The 18345-nt window shown below is 73.9% G+C and carries 16 protein-coding genes; 5 read left to right on the top strand and 11 right to left on the bottom strand.

Annotated elements, in window-relative coordinates:
* Window positions 1-34: 34 nt before the first annotated feature.
* Together AC5L34_RS28325 and AC5L34_RS28320 are read right to left on the bottom strand one after the other, a co-directional pair.
* Complete coding sequence (locus AC5L34_RS28325) at window positions 35-1819, bottom strand: PucR family transcriptional regulator (protein WP_494827731.1); 1785 nt, start codon at window positions 1817-1819, stop codon at window positions 35-37.
* A gap of 164 nt (window positions 1820-1983) precedes the next feature.
* Window positions 1984-2406 carry a MarR family winged helix-turn-helix transcriptional regulator gene (locus AC5L34_RS28320; RefSeq protein WP_357093949.1) on the bottom strand — a complete coding sequence of 141 codons (423 nt, stop codon included), beginning with the start codon at window positions 2404-2406 and terminating at the stop codon, window positions 1984-1986.
* A gap of 86 nt (window positions 2407-2492) precedes the next feature.
* Between AC5L34_RS28320 and AC5L34_RS28315 the strand changes: the two genes are divergently transcribed.
* Entirely contained in the window at window positions 2493-3491 is a 999-nt protein-coding gene (locus AC5L34_RS28315) for a quinone oxidoreductase family protein (protein WP_494827729.1), read from the top strand.
* A 65-nt stretch (window positions 3492-3556) separates the two neighbouring features.
* Here AC5L34_RS28315 and argG read toward each other — a convergent pair whose 3' ends face one another.
* Window positions 3557-5008: an argininosuccinate synthase gene (argG, locus tag AC5L34_RS28310; protein ID WP_494827727.1), complete on the bottom strand. Its 1452-nt coding sequence runs from the start codon at window positions 5006-5008 to the stop codon at window positions 3557-3559.
* 61 nt (window positions 5009-5069) lie between these two features.
* Window positions 5070-5948: a TrmH family RNA methyltransferase gene (locus AC5L34_RS28305; protein ID WP_441178056.1), complete on the bottom strand. Its 879-nt coding sequence runs from the start codon at window positions 5946-5948 to the stop codon at window positions 5070-5072.
* A gap of 80 nt (window positions 5949-6028) precedes the next feature.
* Between AC5L34_RS28305 and AC5L34_RS28300 the strand changes: the two genes are divergently transcribed.
* Window positions 6029-7891, top strand: coding sequence for a thiamine pyrophosphate-requiring protein (locus AC5L34_RS28300; protein WP_441178055.1), 1863 nt, complete (start codon window positions 6029-6031; stop codon window positions 7889-7891).
* A 3-nt stretch (window positions 7892-7894) separates the two neighbouring features.
* Here the strand turns inward: AC5L34_RS28300 and AC5L34_RS28295 are convergent, their stop codons facing one another.
* From AC5L34_RS28295 to AC5L34_RS28275, 5 genes are all read right to left on the bottom strand, one after another.
* Entirely contained in the window at window positions 7895-8458 is a 564-nt protein-coding gene (locus tag AC5L34_RS28295; protein WP_441178031.1) for a dihydrofolate reductase family protein, read from the bottom strand.
* A gap of 261 nt (window positions 8459-8719) precedes the next feature.
* Complete coding sequence (locus AC5L34_RS28290) at window positions 8720-10954, bottom strand: transglycosylase domain-containing protein (RefSeq protein WP_441178030.1); 2235 nt, start codon at window positions 10952-10954, stop codon at window positions 8720-8722.
* A gap of 143 nt (window positions 10955-11097) precedes the next feature.
* A complete protein-coding gene (locus tag AC5L34_RS28285) occupies window positions 11098-11892 on the bottom strand; it encodes a hypothetical protein (RefSeq protein WP_441178029.1) in 795 nt (264 codons plus the stop codon).
* Window positions 11893-12040: 148 nt separating this feature from the next.
* On the bottom strand, window positions 12041-13147 hold the full coding sequence (locus AC5L34_RS28280) for an SPFH domain-containing protein (RefSeq protein ID WP_494827726.1): 1107 nt from the start codon (window positions 13145-13147) through the stop codon (window positions 12041-12043).
* Window positions 13148-13151: 4 nt separating this feature from the next.
* Complete coding sequence (locus AC5L34_RS28275) at window positions 13152-13625, bottom strand: NfeD family protein (RefSeq protein WP_363900547.1); 474 nt, start codon at window positions 13623-13625, stop codon at window positions 13152-13154.
* A 190-nt stretch (window positions 13626-13815) separates the two neighbouring features.
* Here AC5L34_RS28275 and AC5L34_RS28270 point away from each other — a divergent pair, with 190 nt between their 5' ends.
* Window positions 13816-15132, top strand: coding sequence for a serine hydrolase domain-containing protein (locus AC5L34_RS28270; protein ID WP_441178027.1), 1317 nt, complete (start codon window positions 13816-13818; stop codon window positions 15130-15132).
* Between the two features lie 19 nt (window positions 15133-15151).
* On the opposite strand, the gene AC5L34_RS28265 is transcribed toward AC5L34_RS28270, so the two are convergent.
* Window positions 15152-15961 (bottom strand): DUF3097 domain-containing protein, encoded by an 810-nt coding sequence (locus AC5L34_RS28265; protein WP_494827724.1) that lies wholly within the window; start codon window positions 15959-15961, stop codon window positions 15152-15154.
* 118 nt (window positions 15962-16079) lie between these two features.
* On the opposite strand from AC5L34_RS28265, the gene AC5L34_RS28260 reads away from it, so the two are divergent.
* On the top strand, window positions 16080-16874 hold the full coding sequence (locus tag AC5L34_RS28260) for an Rv1486c family protein (protein WP_101411551.1): 795 nt from the start codon (window positions 16080-16082) through the stop codon (window positions 16872-16874).
* A 39-nt stretch (window positions 16875-16913) separates the two neighbouring features.
* Here the strand turns inward: AC5L34_RS28260 and AC5L34_RS28255 are convergent, their stop codons facing one another.
* On the bottom strand, window positions 16914-17540 hold the full coding sequence (locus AC5L34_RS28255; RefSeq protein WP_494827722.1) for a TetR/AcrR family transcriptional regulator: 627 nt from the start codon (window positions 17538-17540) through the stop codon (window positions 16914-16916).
* A gap of 28 nt (window positions 17541-17568) precedes the next feature.
* Between AC5L34_RS28255 and AC5L34_RS28250 the strand changes: the two genes are divergently transcribed.
* Complete coding sequence (locus tag AC5L34_RS28250; RefSeq protein WP_494827721.1) at window positions 17569-18324, top strand: alpha/beta fold hydrolase; 756 nt, start codon at window positions 17569-17571, stop codon at window positions 18322-18324.
* Window positions 18325-18345: the final 21 nt, after the last annotated feature.

Genomic DNA, 18345 nt, shown 5'->3' with positions numbered 1-18345 from the left:
CCCGTCCCGGACGGAGGCGCGGCGGGCGGGAGTGTCAGCGGGTACGGATGGCGTCCAGGGCCAGGAGGGCGACGTGGAGGGAGAGGCAGGCCTCCACCGAGTCGAGGTCCACGTCCAGGACACGGCGGATCCGGGCCAGGCGCTCGTAGAACGCCGGCCGGGACAGGTGCGCCGCGCCGGCCGCCGCCGACTTGTTCCGGCCCTGCTCCAGGTACGCGCGCAGCGTGCCGAGCAACTGCTCCCGGGGGTGCTGCGCGTCGTAGGCGAGCAGCGCGCCGAGTTCCCGCTCGACGAAGGTCTGCAACCGGGGCTCGTCGCGCAGCAGGTGCAGCAGCCCCGCCAGCCCCACGTGCGGCAGCCGGAAGACCGGCAGGTCCCGCCGGTCCCGGCGGGCGGCGTCGGCGATCTGCCGGGCCTCGATCAGCGACCGTCGCGCCTCGCGCAGGCCGGCCACACCCGACCCGGCCGCGACGAGCACCGCCCAGCCCTGCGGCGGCGCGCCGTTCGGGCGGCCGTGGGCGTCCGGGCGGGTGCGGCGCAGGGCGGCGGCGAACGCGGCCAACGCCCGCTCCTCGGCCGCCGGCTCCGGCAGGGCGAGCAGCACCCCGACCGCCTGGTCGTCGACGGCGCTGGTCAGCCCGGTCAGCTTCGCCTCGCGCAACGCCTGCCCGACGGCCTCGGCCAGGTCCCGCAGGCGCGCCGGGCCGGCCTGCGGGCCAGCCGCGCCGGCCTCAGCCGGGTGGCCGGGCTCCGCGAGCGGGCCGCCCTCCCCCGCCGGGTCGTCGCCGCGATGCCGCACCATGACCCCGACCAGGTGCCGGCGCTCCAGCACCACGCCGAGCGCCCGGGCCCGCAGGGCCACCTCGTCGACCGGCAGCGAGTGGTCGAGCAGGGCGGTGAGCAGCGTACGGTGGATCTGCCGCTCCAGGCCCTCGGCGTCGCGCCGGATCAGCCGGCCGAGCGCCAGCGTCGAGGCGGCCCGCTCGACCAGGATGGTCAGCCGGGTGGGCGGGGCCGTCGGCGGCGCGGCGATGCCGACGGTCGCGCCGCCCTCCTCGCCCGGTTCGAACCCGCGCCGGTCGGCGGCCAGGTCGCCCCCGCCCGGCCAGCGCAGCAGCAGCCGGCCCCAGTCCTGTCCCCGGGCGCCGACGGTGGTGACCAGCCAGCTGTTGTCGGCGTCGTACGCGGTCCGTCCCGCCGGCCGGATCCGCCGGGAGTGCTGCTCCCAGCAGTCCAGCAGCAGCTCGGCGCTCTCCCCCGCCGGGTCGTACGCGAGCACCTGCCGGGAGAGGTTCTCCAGCACCACCGGGCAGCCGGAGAGTTCGGCGGCCTGCCGGACCACCTCGCCGGGGTCGGCGCCCTCCACCGACAGCTCCGTGAAGCGTTGGTGGATCTCCTCCGTCGCCCGCAGTTCGGTCAGCTGGGCGTCGACGATCAACGCGTGCACGGCCTCGGTGATCCGGACGAACGGGGTGGCCCGCCGCAGCTCGACCAGGGGCAGCCCGCGCCGCTCGGCGGCGGCGGCCATCACCCGGGGCACCGCGCTGGCGTACCGGCGGCCCAGCTCGACGACCAGACCGGAGACGCCGACGTCCGCCAGGTCGCCGATGAACGCGCGCAGCCCGGCGTCGTCGGCGGGCAGCCCGATGCCGGTGGTCAGCACCAGCTCCCCGCCGCCGAGCAGGGGGGCGATGTCGGGTACCTCGGTGACGTGCACCCAGCGCACCGGGCGGTCGAGGCCGGCTTCGCCGGCGACCAGGCGCGGAGCGCCGTGGCGGACCGGGTCCAGCGCGAGTACCTCACGGACGGTAGGGAACACGGGCGACACGCTACCGTCCGTGATGTCAATTCCGCACGGACAGCCGCTCGGGTTTCGGCCCGCGCCGCCCAGCATCGGACCACGTTGCTCGGTCCCGGCCTGCTACGGCCCGCCCGCGTGAAGCGTCGTCTCCCAGCGTGACGGGGTGCGGCCGGGGGTGCGGGTCAGCCCAGCGCCTTGCGCAGCAGCGCCGTCAACTGGTCCTGCTCGTCGGGTGAGAGTCGTCCGACCGCCGTGCGGGCGAACGTGAAGGCCTCGGCGAACCGTTGGTTGACCTCGTCTCCCCGGGGGGTTCTCCCGACGAGTCGGGCGCGACGGTCCCGGGGATCCGGCTCGCGGGCCACGAGGCCGAGCGCTTCGAGACGCACGACGATCTGGGTGATGTTGGAGGCATCGCAGCCCAGTTCCTCGGCCAGGGCGCCCATGCCCCGTCGCTCGTCGAGCCGCCCGAGTACACATGCCTGCGCCGGGCTGAGCGACAGCTCGGCTGCCGCCGCCTCGTAGGCGCGGTCGTACACGTCGACCAGGTCGAACAGGACGGCCTCGGCCTCGGACGAGGCGGTCACGGGTCCGTTCGGCAGCGCCATGTCCCCAGCCTAGATGATTTATTTGATTCACTCAAATACCTGTGGTCCAATGATCCTTGATGCACTCAAGCAAACGAGGGGGGCCGATGGAGAGCAGAGTCGAGCGCACAACGGGCGGCGCGGTCGTGGTGCCGCAGATGAACGCGGTCGTCCTTGACCGGTTCGGCGGAGTCGACGAACTCTCGCCGCGCCGGATACCGCTCCCGCAGGTCGGCGACGACGACGTCCTCATCCGGGTGGAGTTCGCCGGGGTCGGGTCCTGGGACGCGGGCGAGCGGGAGGGGGAATACGACGGCGTTTTCGGTATCGCGTCGACCTTCCCCTATGTCCTCGGCTGGGACGCGGCGGGCACGGTGGCCGCGGTCGGCCGCAACGTCACGCGGTTCGACGTGGGCGAGCGGGTCTACGCCGCGACGATGCCGGTGCCGCGTGGTGGCTCCTACGCCGAGTACGCCGTCGTCGAGGCGGAGTTCGTGGCTCGCGTGCCCGACCGGCTGTCGACCGGACAGGCCGGCGCGATGCCCTGGGACGCCCTGACCGCACTGAGCGGTCTCGATCTGCTCGGTCTGCGGCCGGACGAGACGCTCATGGTCTTCGGGGCCAGCGGGGGTATCGGGCACATGGCCGTGCAACTGGCGCGGCACAGCGGCATCCGGGTGCTGGCCGTGGCCTCCGGTGACGACGGGGTCGCCCTGGCCCGGCGGCTGGGCGCCGACGACGCCGTCGACGGTCGCAGAGACGACGTGTTGGCTGCGGCGTTCGAGTTCGCACCGGGCGGGCTCGACGCTGCTCTGGTCACCGTGGGCGGCGAGGTCGCCGAACGATCCCTCCGCGCGATCAGGAAGTCGGGAGGGATCGCCTGGCCGAACGGTGTGTTGCCCGCGCCGATGACGTCGCCGGGCGCGACGCTGTCCCACTACGACGGGGATCGGAGCCGCACCGCCACCGATCGGCTGAACGCGATCATCGAGGCGAGCCACTTCGAGGTCCACATCGCCCGGACCTTCCCGTTGGAGCGGGCCGGGGAGGCGCATCGCGCCCTGAACGATCACTACGTCGGGAAGCTGGCCCTCAGGGTCGGGTAGAACGCGAGCGACGCGGCCCGGGGGCCCCTCCCGCCGAGGGGCCCTCGGGGAACGTCCGGCGTCACTCAGTCGACGCCGAACTCCATCGCGGCGCGGTCGAGCGCCTCGTCGTCGCCGGACGAGACGCCCCGGGAGGCGATGGCTTCCGCGCCGCCCTTCGGCATCGCACCGATCAGCCCGGTCGAGGCCGCCTGCGCGGCGCCGACCATCCGCTGCGGGGTCGGGCCGCCGACCATGCCGAGGGTGGCGTACTGCTCCAGCTTCGCCCGCGAGTCGGCGATGTCGAGGTTACGCATGGTGAGCTGGCCGATCCGGTCCGACGGGCCGAACGCCGAGTCCTCCGTACGCTCCATCGACAGCTTGTCGGGGTGGTAGCTGAACGCCGGGCCGGTGGTGTCGAGGATCGAGTAGTCCTCGCCCCGGCGCAGCCGCAGCGTCACCTCGCCGGTGACCGCCGTGCCGACCCAGCGCTGCAACGACTCGCGCAGCATCAGGGCCTGCGGGTCCAGCCAGCGGCCCTCGTACATCAGGCGACCGAGGCGGCGGCCCTCGTTGTGGTAGTTGGCCAGGGTGTCCTCGTTGTGGATGGCGTTGACCAGCCGCTCGTACGCGGCGTGCAGCAGCGCCATGCCGGGCGCCTCGTAGATGCCCCGGCTCTTGGCCTCGATGATGCGGTTCTCGATCTGGTCCGACATGCCCATGCCGTGCCGGCCGCCGATGGCGTTGGCCTCCAGCACCAGGTCGACGGGGCTGCCGAACTCCTTGCCGTTGATCGTCACCGGGCGGCCCTGGTCGAAGCCGATCGTGACGTCCTCGGTCGGGATCTCCACCGACGGGTCCCAGAACCGGACTCCCATGATCGGGTTGACCGTCTCGATGCCGGTGTCGAGGTGCTCGAGGGTCTTCGCCTCGTGCGTGGCGCCCCAGATGTTGGCGTCGGTGGAGTACGCCTTCTCGGTGCTGTCCCGGTACGGCAGGCCGCGTTCGAGCAGCCACTCCGACATCTCCTTGCGCCCGCCCAGTTCGGCGACGAAGTTGGTGTCGAGCCACGGCTTGTAGATGCGCAGCTGCGGGTTGGCCAGCAGGCCGTAGCGGTAGAACCGCTCGATGTCGTTGCCCTTGAACGTCGAGCCGTCGCCCCAGATCTGGACGTCGTCGGAGATCATCGCCCGCACCAGCAGGGTTCCGGTCACGGCCCGGCCCAGCGGGGTGGTGTTGAAGTACGCCCGCCCGCCCGAGCGGATGTGGAAGGCCCCGCAGGTCAGCGCCGCCAGGCCCTCCTCGACCAGGGCGGCGCGGCAGTCGACCAGCCGGGCGACCTCGGCGCCGTAGCTCAGCGCGCGACCCGGCACCGAGGCGATGTCGGGCTCGTCGTACTGGCCGATGTCGGCGGTGTAGGCGCAGGGCACGGCGCCCTTGTCGCGCATCCACGCGACCGCGACCGAGGTGTCGAGGCCGCCGGAGAAGGCGATGCCGACACGTTCACCGATGGGCAGGGAGGTGAGGACCTTGGACACGGGAAATATTATGCACCAGGCCGCATGGGCATGCAAATAACGGCGCCTCCACGCCGCCGCGTCAGGCGAAGTCGTCCCGGCCCAGCTCCCAGAAGGCGACCGCGGCCGCGGCGGCCACGTTCAACGAGTCCACCCCGCGCCGCATCGGGATGACCACCCGTACGTCGCTGGCGGACTGGGCCGCCGCGGTGAGGCCGGGGCCCTCGGCCCCGAGCAGCAGCGCCGCCCGCTCACGCTGCGTCGGCGTGAGCCGCTGGATCGGTACGGCGTCCGCGGCCGGCGTCATGGCGAGCACGGTGAAGCCCGCCTCCCGCACCTGGTCCAGGCCCGCGGGCCACTGCTCGAGCTTGGCGTACGGCACCGCGAAGACCTCCCCCATGCTGACCCGGACGCTGCGCCGGTACAGCGGATCGGCGCAGGACGGCGACAGCAGCACCGCGTCGATGCCGAGCGCGGCGGCGCCCCTGAAGACCGCCCCGAGGTTGGTGTGATTGTTCACGTCCTCGAGGATCACCACCCGTCGGGCCGCCGCCAGGACGTCGGCGGCGACCGGCAGCGGCTTGCGCCGGAACGACGCCAGCACGCCCCGGTGCACGTGGAAGCCGGTGGCCCGCTGCAGCACGTCCTGGGTCGCGGCGTAGACCGGGGCGTCGCCGGTGTCCAGATCGGCGAGCTGATCGACCCGCTTGGCGTCCACCAGGTACGACCGGGCCGGGTAGCCGGCCCGCAGCGCCCGGCGCAGCACCAGCTCGCCCTCGGCGATGAACAGGCCGTGCGGCGGCTCCCAGCGGGTGCGCAGTTCGACGTCGGTCAGCGCCCGGTAGTCGGCGATCCGGTCGTCGTCGGGGTCGGTGATGGGGTGGATGGGCACCCGCCGATTCTGCCGGACGCGCGGCGGCCACCCCGGGCCGCCCGACGCCGGGGCACCCCGGGGCGTTATGTCCGGGTAAGAAGGGGAATGGCGGGCCGGAGCGGTCGGACCGACGGAAGGACAGCCAGGTGAACGTACGTCCCATGGGCATGCCGGAGCCGGCCGCCGAACTCCCGGACGGACGGCGCGTCGACCTGGGCCCGCTGCCGCGCGACGCCACCGTCGCGGACCACATCGTGCACCGGTTGGCCGGCTGGGGCGTACGCCGCTACTTCGGCTATCCCGGCGACGGCATCAACGGCCTGACCTCGGCGCTGCAACGCACCGGGGAACGGACGCAGTTCGTCCAGGTCCGGCACGAGGAGACCGCCGGCTTCGCGGCCTCGGCCCACGTCAAGTACGGCGGCGGGCCGCTCGGCTGCGCGCTGGTGACGAGCGGTCCCGGCGCGATCCACCTGCTCAACGGCCTGTACGACGCCAAGCTGGACCACCAGCCGGTGGTCGCCCTGGTCGGGCACACCGCGCTCACCGCCGAGGGCGGCGGCTACTACCAGGAGGTGGACCTGCTCGCCCTCTACAAGGACGTGGCCGCTGCCTTCCTGGCCCAGCTCGACCACCCCAGCCAGGTACGCCACCTGGTCGACCGGGCCTGCCGCACGGCGCTGGCGCGGCGTACCGTCACCGCGCTGGTGCTCCCGTCGGACATCCAGGACGCGCCGGCCGTGCCGGAACCGCCGCACGCGCACGGCTACTACCGCACCAGCGACGTGCCCGGCACCGGCCCGACGGTGCCGCCGGAGGCCGACCTGCGCCGGGCCGCCGAGGTGCTGGGCGGCGGCGAACGGGTCGCCATGCTGGTCGGGCAGGGCGCGCTCGGCGCGGTCGACGAGGTCCGCGCCGTCGCCGACCGGCTCGGCGCGGGGGTGGCGACCGCGCTGCTCGGCTTCGCCGCGGTCGACCACCGGGAGCCCTGGGTGACCGGCGCCATCGGTCTGCTCGGCACCCGGCCCAGCTGGCAGCTGATGAACGAGTGCGACCGGCTGCTGATCGTGGGCAGCAACATGCCCTACTCGGAGTTCTACCCCCCGCAGGGGCGGGCCCGCGCGGTGCAGATCGACCGGGACGGCACGCAGTTGGGGCTGCGGTACCCGACCGAGGTGAACCTCACCGGAGACGCCGGGCCGACTCTGCGGGCCCTGCTGCGCGAGCTCGGGCCCGGCCCGGGGCCGACCCGCTGGCGGGCGACGATCGGCGAGGCCACCACGGCCTGGCGGCGTACGCAGCGGGAGCTGGCCGGGCAGTCCGCCGACCCGGTCAACCCGCAACTGCTCTTCGCCACCCTCAACGACCGGCTGCCGGACGACGTGATGATCGCGGTCGACTGCGGCACCACGACCGCCTGGTACGCCCGGCACGTCCAGGTGCGCCCCGGCATGCTGGCCAACCTCTCCGGCACCCTGCTCTCGATGGGCGGCGCGATGCCGTACGCGCTGGCCGCCAAGTTCGCCCACCCGGACCGCCCGCTGGTGGCCCTGATCGGCGACGGCGCGATGCAGATGAACGGGGTCAACGAGCTGATCACGGTGGCCAAGTACTGGCGGAGCTGGTCGGACCCGCGGTTCGTGGTGCTGGTACTCAACAACCGGGACCTCGCCTTCGTCAGCTGGGAGCAGCGCTCCAGCGAGGGGACGCCGATGTTCCCCGACAGCCAGCAGTTGCCCGACATCGCCTACCACCGGTGGGCGGAGGTGCTGGGCCTGGGCGGCGAGCTGGTCGACGCGCCGGAGCAGGTGCCGGGCGTCTGGGAGCGGGCGCTGAGCGCGGACCGGCCGGTGGTCGTCAACGCCCTGGTCGACCCGGCCGAGCTGATGCTGCCGCCGCACTTCACCGCCGAGCAGGCCCGCAACACCGCCGCCGCCGTCCTGCGTGGCGACACCGACTGGGCGGGCATCATCCGGCGGGGCCTGCCCACGGCGGTCGCCACCCTCCGGTCGGGACGCGGACGGGGCTGACTGTCAGCCCTCCCGGCGGTAGCGCAGCAGGACCGACCGGCCGTCGAAGACCCGCGAGTCGACCAGGCGCAGGCCCATCCGCTCGCTGGGCGCGAAGACCGGCTTGCCGCCGCCGAGCACCACGGGGTGCACGAAGATCTGGTACTCGTCGATCAGGCCGAGTCCGGTCAGCGCGCCGGCGGCCCCGGCGCCGCCGAGGAGCAGCAGGTCGCCGCCCGGCTGCTCCTTCAGCGCGCTGACCTCCTTGCCGAGGTCGGCACCCCCGACCACCTGCGCGCCGTGCTCGGCCCCGGTGAGGGTGCGCGAGACGACCACCTTCGGCGTACGCCGCCAGATCGGCGCGAACGCCAGGTCGTGCGGGTGGTCGGAGATCGACTCGACCTGCGGCCAGTACCCGGCCATGAGTTCCCAGACCCGGCGGCCGTAGAGGAACGCGCCGACCTGCTCGCACTGCGCCAGCGAGTACGCGGACAGCTCGTCCCCCATCTGCGGCCAGTCGAACTCGCCGTTCGGCCCCTCGATGAACCCGTCGAGCGACTGGTGCACCCCGTAGATGATCTCTCGCATGGTCTTGCTCCCGCTGGCGTCGCGACGCCCCTCGTGGGCGTCCTCGCCAGGTGGTCGGAGCGGCGGCGCCGGCTTTGACATCCCCGGACGACTCTTCTTCGGGACCTTCCGCGACTGGTGTCGAAGCTGAGGGCCGGCGGAGGCTCCGGCTGCGCGCTGTCGAGCTGCCCCCCACGGATGGGGCAGACCGGGCAGGGCGGGGCGGCGCCGCGACCGGCGCGCGGCACTCCGACGCCCCGCCCGTCACCTCGCGGCCCGCGGTCAGCCGCGGCGCTCCAGCCAGCGGCGCAGGTCGGACAGGCGCTGATCGTCCGAGGGCGACGGCCGCCGCTCCTCCGACGGACGGCGCTCCTCCGACGGGCGGCGCTGCTCGACCGGCGGGCGCTCCACCGGGCGGCGCGGGTCGCCGATCAGCTCCCGGCTCGGGGCGGCGAAGGCCTTCTCCGGCTCACCCGCGACGGCGGTGCCGATGACCCGGGCGACCGCGTCGATCACCTTCGCCTGCACCGCCGCGCCCACCGAGTCGGTCGGGTCGTCGGGGTTGGCGGCGATGCCGGCGACCGCGACCTGCGGGGTGAAGCCGACGAAGGTCTCGGTGGCGTTGCGCTCCGAGCTGCCGGTCTTGCCGGCCACCGGCCGGCCGTCGAGGATCCGGTTCACGGAGGTGGCCGTGCCCCCGTTGCACTGCGCGAGCGTGGACTGCTGACCGACCGGGCAGCGGGCCGCGTCGGTGGCGGCCCGGGCCACGTCGGCGTCGAGCACCCGCCGGCAGGACGGGTCGCCCACGGGAACCCGCTCGCCGTCCGGCGCGGTCACCGAGACCACCGGCAGCGGCGCGCAGTAGGTGCCCTCGGCGGCCACGGTGGCGTACGCGTTGGCCAGGTCGAGCGGGGTGGTGGCGGTCACGCCCAGGGTGAACGAGCCCCAGTCGGCGGCGTCGTTCTCGGCGAAGGTGGCGTCGGCGTCGGCCCGGAAGGTGATGCCGAGGCGCTTCGCCATCTCGACCACCTTCTCCTGCCCGACCTGTTCGGCCAGCCAGACGAAGTAGGTGTTCACCGAACGGCCGAAGCCGTCCCACATCATCCGGTACCCGTCCATCCACTCCGGGTTGGCGTTGGCCGGGCACCACCGGCCGTCGCAGCTGCCCTCGCCCTCGGCGGCGTACCGGGTGGGCAGCCGGCTGGGCGCGTCGAAGCCGGTGGACAGCGGCTTGCCGGCCTCCAGCGCGGCGAGCATGGTGAAGAGCTTGAACGTCGAGCCGGCCTGGTAGCCGTCCACGCTGTCGCCGCCGGAGATCAGCGGGTTGACGGTGTTGGGGTGGTTGGCCTGCCCGTCGGGGTTGGGATCGAGGCTGTAGTGCCGGTTGACCGCCATCGCCAGGACCCGGCCGGTGCCCGGCTCGACGGCGGCGATCGGCAGGGCGCGCTTGTTGTCGTACGAGTAGACCCGGGTGGCCTCCTTCTGCGCGGTGGCCTGGACCTGCGGGTCCAGCGAGGTCACCACGGTGTAGCCGCCCCGGCGCAGCGCCTGCTCGCGCTCCTCGACGCTGGCCCCGAACTCGGGCTGCGCGAGCCACCACTGCCGCAGGTAGTCGCAGAAGAAGCCCCAGTCGTCGTGGCCCTGGGCGACGGCGGTGCAGCCGTTGGGCTGGGCGGTGGGGCGCAGGGTCAGCTTCTCGGCCCGGGCCCGCGCGGCCTCCTCGGCGCTGATCGCTCCGGTGGAGACCATCGAGTCGAGCACGTAGCCGCGCCGCTGGAGCGCCGCGTCCGCGTCGCCGTCGATCGGGCTGTACGCCTCCGGCGACTGCACCAGGCCGGCGAGCAGTGCCGCCTCGCCGAGGGTCAGCTCCGCCGGGGGCTTGGCGAAGTAGCGCTGGCTGGCCGCCGCGATGCCGTACGCCCCGGAGCCGAAGTACGCGATGTTCAGGTACCGGTTGAGGATCTCGTCCTTGCTGAGGCGCTGCTCCAGCGCCGTGGCGTACCGGATCTCCTGGATCTTGCGCCCGACGGTCTGCTCGGTGGCCGCGGCGCGCTCCTCGGCGGTGCGGCCCGGGTCGGTCTTGAGCACGTTGCGGACGTACTGCATGGTCAGCGTGGAGCCGCCCTGCTGGCCACCGCCGGAGACGTTCGACACCACGGCCCGCAGCAGCCCGCGCAGGTCGGCCCCGCCGTGGTCGTAGAAGCGCCGGTCCTCGGCCGCCACGATCGCCTGCCGCATCACCGGGGCGATCTCGTCGAGCGGCACGTCGGTGCGGTTGACGTCGTAGAACGTGGTGATCAGCGTCCTGCCGTCGTTGGCGTAGAGGTAGGAGCGCTGGGGCGTGGCGGGGGTGCGCAGTGCCTCGGGCAGCGCCGCGTACGAACCGACCGCGGCCTTGGCGGCGAACCCGAGCAGCAGGTTTCCCGGCAGCGCGGCGACCGCCAGGACGAGGCCGGCGAGCACGCCGGCGAGCAGCACGGTGAACAGCCGCGACAGCGGCGGGCGGGGTGGGGCCATGGTCCCCAGGATTGCCACGGAAGCGGCCAACCGACCACCCCTGAAGCCCTGCTGTCAGCAACTTCACCGCCTGCTGCCAGCGACTTTCCATCCCCGGTGCCCCAGCGGCACCGGTGGCCCCACCGGACCCGCCGGCGCGCCGCTCAGGTGGGCAGGGCGCCGTTCGGGCCGGGCGCGGCCGGGGCGGCGGTGAGGCTCGCGCTGGCGGCGTCGCGGGCGATGTCCCGGGGCACCAGCCGGCCGGAGCGGTAGCCGATGCCGATGCCGGCGATCAGCACGAAGATCGCGCCGAAGGTCTGCAACGAGCCGATCAGCGCGCCGCCGACGCCCAGCAGCGGAGCGGCGATCATCAGCATGGCGCCGTCGCCGATGCTGAACGTCCCGGAACGGGCCACCGACCAGCCGGTCAGCAGCCAGCCCAGGCTGTAGCAGGTGGCGCCCACGAGGACGAGGGTGCGGGCGGTGGTGCCGAAGACGGGGGTCTGCTCCGCCAGGCCCGCGAAGGGCAGCATCAGCACCGTGCCGGCGATCGACACGAGCAGGCCGGCGACGGCCGCCCGGCGGCTGCGGGTCGCCGCCAGCAGCCCGGTCAGCGCCAGCAGGGCGAGCAGCCCGAGCCACACCGCCGCCACCCAGCCGACCAGGTAGAGGGGCCGGCCGTCGGCCGGGTAAGGGTCGTTGCCCACCCCACCGTCGCTGCCCATCGCCACGACGGCGTAGAGGATGGCGTACGCGGGCAGCAGCCACACCGCGCCGCGGGCGAGCCGGCGCAGCGACCAGGCCCAGGTGGCGTTCGTGGCCGGCCCGACCGGGGTCGGCTCGACGAAGGGCAGTACGCCGAACCCCCCGCCGGTGCGCCGGCTGCCGAGCGGCCCGGTGGGGTCGTGCGCGCCGGGCACCGGGGCCGAGGAGCGTACCCGCTTCGCCGGATCCTTCATGCGTCACCTCGCTCGTCCGACGAGCGGTGCGGGACGCGCCGGGGCGCCCCGATGCCTGCTCACCGCCCGTCCTAGGACCGATGGTGGCAGGCGACGGAGCGCCCCATGAGTTCTTCTCGCATTTTCGGGCGGTCGTCGCCCGGGCCGGTCAGCCCCGTTCGCGCTGGTTGGCCGGGTCGCGCAGCAGGCTCGCCGGGGAGACCGGCTCGGGCGCCGGCAGTCCCTGCGGCTTGCCGCCGGAGGCCTGCGCCTCGGCGACGCGTACCTCGTCGTGGATCTGCTGCGCGGCGGCCGCCGCGGCCTGCGCGGCCTCGGCCGCCTCGCGCTCCACCTCGCTCGCGCTGCCGGACGCCTCCGGCGTCGGCTCGTCGCCGACCATCCGGCTCAGCCCGCCCAGCGCGCCGCCCATGCCCTCCAGCGCCTTGGTCAGCTCGGCCGGCACGATCCAGACCTTGTTCGAGGTGCCGTTGGCGATCTGCGGCAGGGCCTGGAGGTACTGGTAGGCGAGCACCTTCTGGCTCGGATTCGCCTGGTGGATCGCGTCGAACACCGTCCGGATCGCCTTCGCCTGACCCTCGGCCTGGAGGATGCGGGCCTGCCGGTCACCGTCGGCGCGCAGCACCGCGGACTGCTTCTCACCCTCGGCCGTGAGGATCTGCGACTGCTTGTGCCCCTCGGCGTTCAGGATCGCCGCCCGGCGGTCCCGCTCGGCGCGCATCTGCTTCTCCATCGAGTCGCGGATGCTCGCCGGCGGCTCGATCGCCTTGAGCTCCACCCGGGTGACCTTGATGCCCCACCGGCCGGTGGTCTCGTCCAGCACGCCCGACAGGTGACGGTTGATCTGATCGCGGCTGGTCAGCGCCCGCTCCAGATCCAGCGAGCCGATCACGTTACGCAGCGTGGTGACGGTGAGCTGCTCGATGGCCTGGAGGAAGTTCGAGATCTCGTAGGTGGCCCGGACCGAGTCGACGACCTTGAAGTAGAGGACCGTGTCGATCGACACCACCAGGTTGTCGGAGGTGATCACCGGCTGCGGCGGGAAGCTGACCACCTGCTCACGCATGTCGACCTTGGTGCGCACCGCGTCGACGAACGGGACCAGGATGTTCAGCCCGGGGTTGAGCGTGCGCTTGTACTTGCCGAGCCGCTCGACCACGTCCTGACGCTGCTGCGGCACGATCCGCACCGCCTTGGCCAGGGTGATCACCCCGATCAGCGCGATGGCGATCAGTAGGACCGGGATCACAAGTTCCATGTACTCACCTTTTCGCTTCGGGTAGCTCGCCGGAAGGGGAAACGTCGTCCCGCCACACCAGGGCGGTAGCGCCCCGCACCTGGATCACCTGCACCCGTTCGCCCGGGGCGAAGTGTTGGCTCGCGTCGTAGGAGCGGGCCTGCCACAGCTCGCCGTCGATCTTCACCATGCCCTGCCCGGTGTCGACCTGCTCCAGCACGAGCGCCGTGCTGCCCTCGATCGCCTCCACGCCGAAGGGCTGCTCGCCGCTCTCGAGCGCCGAGCGGCGGTGTCTGCGCAGCGTCGGCCGCACCCCCAGCACCGTCAGCGCCGACACCGCGGCGAAGACGATCGCCTGCACCTCGACCGGGGCGCCGAGCGCCGCCGCTCCCGCGGCGGCCAGGGCCCCGACCGCGAACATGATCAGAAAAAGCGTCGTCGTGAAGATCTCAGCGACCGCCAGAACGACACCCAGCACGATCCACAGCACGGCGTCCACCCCCCGATCGTGACACGTCCACGCACGTGAAGCCCACCCATGAAGATCAACTGGCCCCGGCGACGTGCCGGCGGCCCACCGGATCGCGGGTGGGGGGCGCGGGGCGGCGGTGGATGCACGAAGATCAGTAGGCTCGGCGAGACGCCGACGGTCCACCCCGACGGCACCGGAATCACCCTCAGGAGAGCCCGTGTCCCTGCTGCCCGAGACCACCCGCCAGGTCGATGCCCTGGTCGCCGCGGCGCAGTCCGCCGGCCGTACGCCGTCGCTGCTGGTCGGCGTGGTGCGCGACGGCGCGCTCACGCACCTCGCCACCGCCGGCGAGCACCCGCGCCCCGACGCCGACCTCCAGTACCGCCTCGGGTCGATCAGCAAGACCATGACGGCCACCCTGGTCATGCAGGAACGCGACGCCGGCCGGCTGGCCCTGGACGACCCGCTGGAGAAGCACCTGCCGGACACCGGCGTGGGCGCGCTCACCCTGCGGCAGTTGCTCGGCCACGCGAGCGGCCTGCGCCGCGAGCCGGACGGGCAGTGGTGGGAGCGCGCCGAGGTCGGGGACCTGGCCACCGTGTTGGCCGGGGTCGGCGCCGAGAAGATCGCCTACCCCCCGCACCGCGTCTACCACTACTCGAACCTGGCGTACGGGCTGCTCGGCGGGGTGCTGGAGCGGATCACCGGCACCCCGTGGGCCGAGCTGCTGCGCCAGCGCGTGCTGGAGCCGCTCGGCATGCGCCGCACCACGTACGCGGCGACCGAGCCGTTCGCCCGCGGCTACGTCGTGCACCCCTGGCACGACACGCTGCGGGAGGAGCCGCGTACCGACACCGGGGCGATGGCCCCGGCCGGGCAGCTCTGGTCGACCGCCGAGGACCTGGCCCGCTGGGCGGCCTTCCTGGCCGACCCGGCGCCTCAGGTGCTGGCGGCCGGGACGCTGACCGAGATGTGCGTCCCCGTGTCGATCAGCGACGTCGACTCGTGGACCGGCGGGCACGGCCTCGGGCTGGAGCTCTACCGGCAGGGCGAGCGGGTGTACGTCGGGCACGGCGGCTCGATGCCCGGCTACGTGGCCGCCCTGGCGGTGCACCGCCCGTCCCGCACCGGCGTGATCGGCTTCGCCAACTCGTACGGCTTCCGCACCGGCGGGATCGGCGGGCTCGCGCTGCGGGTCCTGACCACCGTGCTGGACGCCGAGCCGGCGTTCCCGCAGCCCTGGCGGCCCGCCACCACCGCCCCGCCCGCCGAGGTCGACGAGGTGACCGGCCGCTGGTGGTGGATGGGGGCGTCGCTCGACGTCACCTGGGACGCGGCCAGGGGCGAGCTGGTCGTCTACGTACGCGGGGAGCGGGTCAGCGTCTTCGTACCGGAGGGGCCCGACCGCTGGCGGGGCCGCTCCGGCCCGGAGAACGGCGAGATCCTGTCGGTGCTGCGCGACGAGGCGGGGCGGGCGGTGGCGCTCGACATCGCCACCTTCGTCTTCACCCGTACCCCCGACCAGGAGCCCTGAGCGACCGCCGGGCCGGCGCTCAGGCCGGCTCGGTCACGAAGTCGATCAGACGTTCCATCGCGTTGATCAACGGCGTCTCCACGTCGGCGAAACTGTCCACCCGGGACAGGATGTGCCGCCACATCTCCGCCGGCTCGGCGACCCCGAGCGCGGCGCACACGCCCTCCTTCCACGGCCGCCCCGGCGGCACCACCGGCCACGCCCGGATGCCCAGCGCCGCCGGCTTCACGGCCTGCCACACGTCGACGTACGGGTGCCCGGTCACGAGCACGTGCGGGGAGGTCACCTTCGCGACGATCCGGCTCTCCTTGGAGCCGGCGACCAGGTGGTCGACGAGCACGCCGAGGCGGCGGCCCGGGCCGGGCGCGAAGTCGCGCACCTCGGCGTCGAGCGCGTCGATGCCGTCCAACGGCTCCACCACCACGCCCTCGACGCGCAGGTCGTCGCCCCAGATCCGCTCGACCAGGGCCGCGTCGTGGATGCCCTCCACCCAGATCCGGCTGGCCTTGGCGACCTGGGCGCGTACGCCGTCGACCGCGATCGAGCCGGAGGCGGTACGGCGGCGGGCGGCCGGCACCGGGGCGCGGGTCGGCCGGCGCAGCGTCACGGGCTGCCCGTCGAGCAGGAACGCCGCGGGCAGCAGCGGAAAGTTGCGCCGGCGCCCGTGCCGGTCCTCCAGCACCACCGCGCCGGCCTCGAAGCCCACCACCGCGCCGCAGAAGCCGGAGTCGGCGTCCTCGACCACCAGATCCGGCTCGGCGTCCACCTCGGGCGTGACCTTCCGCCGCCGCCAGTCCCCCGCCAGCACGTCCTCCGCATACCGCCCCATGCCGATCAAGCTAATCCCCAACCCCTCCCACCGCACCCGACACGCCACGGTCAGGGGCGGCGGGGTGGGCGGAGCGGCAGTCGAGACAGGGGCGGCGGTGACCACGTACCCTTTCGGCATGTCCACCCCCGCAGCGGGCGCGGCGACTCTCACACCGCGCCGGTCCAGCCGGTTCGTTGCCTGGGTGCGCGCGTGGCGCGCCGGGCTGGTGCCCTTCGACGAGCTGGCCGACGCCATCGCCGGCGACGAGGAGCACCTGGTCGCCGACGCGCCCGGCACCTGGACCGACGTACCCCTGCCCCAGGCGCTGCCCACCCTCGCGAAGCTCTCGCCCGACGAGATCCGGCTGGTGCTGCCCGCGCCCGGCGACCCGCGCGGGCTGCCCGGTCCGGGTGACTTCGCGGGGGCGGCGCTGGTGGCCGGCGAGGCGGTGGTCGCCGGGGGCCTCGGGCTGATCCCGCACGTGCGCACGCACACGTCGGGCTCCGGCGACACCTTCGAGACGGTGCTCTGGCGGGTCTATCCGCTGCCGGCGAACGCCCCGGCCGCCTCGCTCACGCTGCCCGGCGCCGCCGAGGCCGAGGCGGAGCTGGCGGCGGCGCTGCACGACACCACGGCCGCGCTGACCCGGCTGGACGTCGCCCAGTGGCGACCCGAGCTGGCGGGGGCGCTGGAGGCGCTGCGCCGGCCCGACGGCGCGACGGACCTGCCGCCCGGGTTCGACCCGCGGGCCCGGCGGCTCTTCGCCCGGGCCGCCGTGCTCGACCGGGTGCTCGCCCTGGCCGGGCACGCCGCGCCGGGTGGCGCGATCAACAACTACGAGGCCCAGCAGCGCGACGCCGCGCTGCGCCCGCTGACCACCGCCTGCCGGCAGGCCCTGGTCGCCGCCTGCAACGCCCCGCTGCGCCCCTGACCGCCTCGGCGGGGCGGCGTCGGTGGCCGGCGCCGCCAGTCACGGTTGATGAAATAGACCGCAGACGCCGTACGCGGCGAGGAAGACGCGCACCGCCTCGTCCGCCCACCGGTGCAGCTCGGCCTCGTCGTACGACTCGCGCACGGCGAACATCGCCTCGTTCAGCGGGATCGACAGGATCAGGTAGTTGAGGTGCTGCGCGGCCAGCAGCGGGTCGGGCGCGCGTAGCAGCCCCCGCTCGGTGAGCCGGGCGATGGCGGCGGCCAGGGTGGCGTGGCCGCGCTCGGGTGCGGCCCGGTGCCACGCGCGGGCCAGGTCGGGAAAGCGACCAGCCTCGCCGATCAGCATCCGGCGCAGGTGCACAAGGTGCGGGCGGGTGACCGTGGTGACGTGTTCACGGGCGAAGGCCCGCAGGTCGTGCGGGAGGTCGTCGGACTCGGCGAGCACCGAGACGAACGCCGCCCCGGCCCGCTCGGCGTCGGCGACCGCCTGGGTGATGGCTGCCTCGAAGAGGGCGCGCTTGTCGGCGAAGTGCGCGTACACCGTCACCTTCGAGGCGCCGGCCCGGGCGGCGACGCGGTCCATCCCGGCGCCGACGTAGCCGTGCTCCAGGAATTCCGCGAGCGCGGCGTCGAGGATCGTCCGGCGTTTCGATTCCGTCCGCACCCCCGAACTGTACTGTACGGTTCAGTTCATGAACGTCGCGGCTTCGCGGGACGGCACCCGTATCGCCTACGAGAGCGCCGGCAGCGGACCGCCGCTGATCCTCGTCGACGCCGCCGGGCACCACCGGTCGAACAGTCCCCTCGGCGAGCTGGCCGGGCTGCTCGCGGGCCGGTTCACCGTCCACCGCTACGACCGGCGGGGCCGTGGCGACAGCACCGACACCCCGCCGTACGCGCCCCAGCGCGAGGTCGAGGACCTCGCCGCGCTGTTCGGCGAGGTGGGTGGGCCCGTGTCGTTGTACGGGTACTCCTCCGGCTGCCTGCTCGCGCTGCACGCGGCCGCGGCCGGTCTCGACGTGCACCGGCTGGTGCTGCTGGAACCGCCGCTCGACACGGCGGACCCGGCCGCCGCGCGGGCCTTCACGGCGGCGCTGCGGGATCTCGCCGGCGAGGAGGCGGTCACCTTCTTCCTGACCTCCATCGGGGTGCCGACGGAGGCGGTGGCGGGCATGCGGGGAACGCCGCACTGGGAGGCGATGGTCGCGGTCGCGCACACCCTCGCCTACGACAGCATGCTCAGCGAGGCCACCACCGCGGAGCTGCTCGCCCGGGTGACCACACCGACGCTGGTCCTGCACAGCGCGGGCAGCACCGACGACCTCACCGGCATGGCCGCCACCACCGCGGCGCTGCTGCCCGACGCGACCCACCGCAGCCTGCCCGGCCGGTGGCACCAGGTGCCCGCCGACGTCCTCGCGCCCGTCCTGGTCGACTTCCTGCGCTGACGGGACCGCTCAGACCTCGCC

The sequence above is a fragment of the Micromonospora sp. ZG13 genome (assembly GCF_059359355.1).
This window is presented reverse-complemented; position numbering and strand designations above follow the sequence as displayed.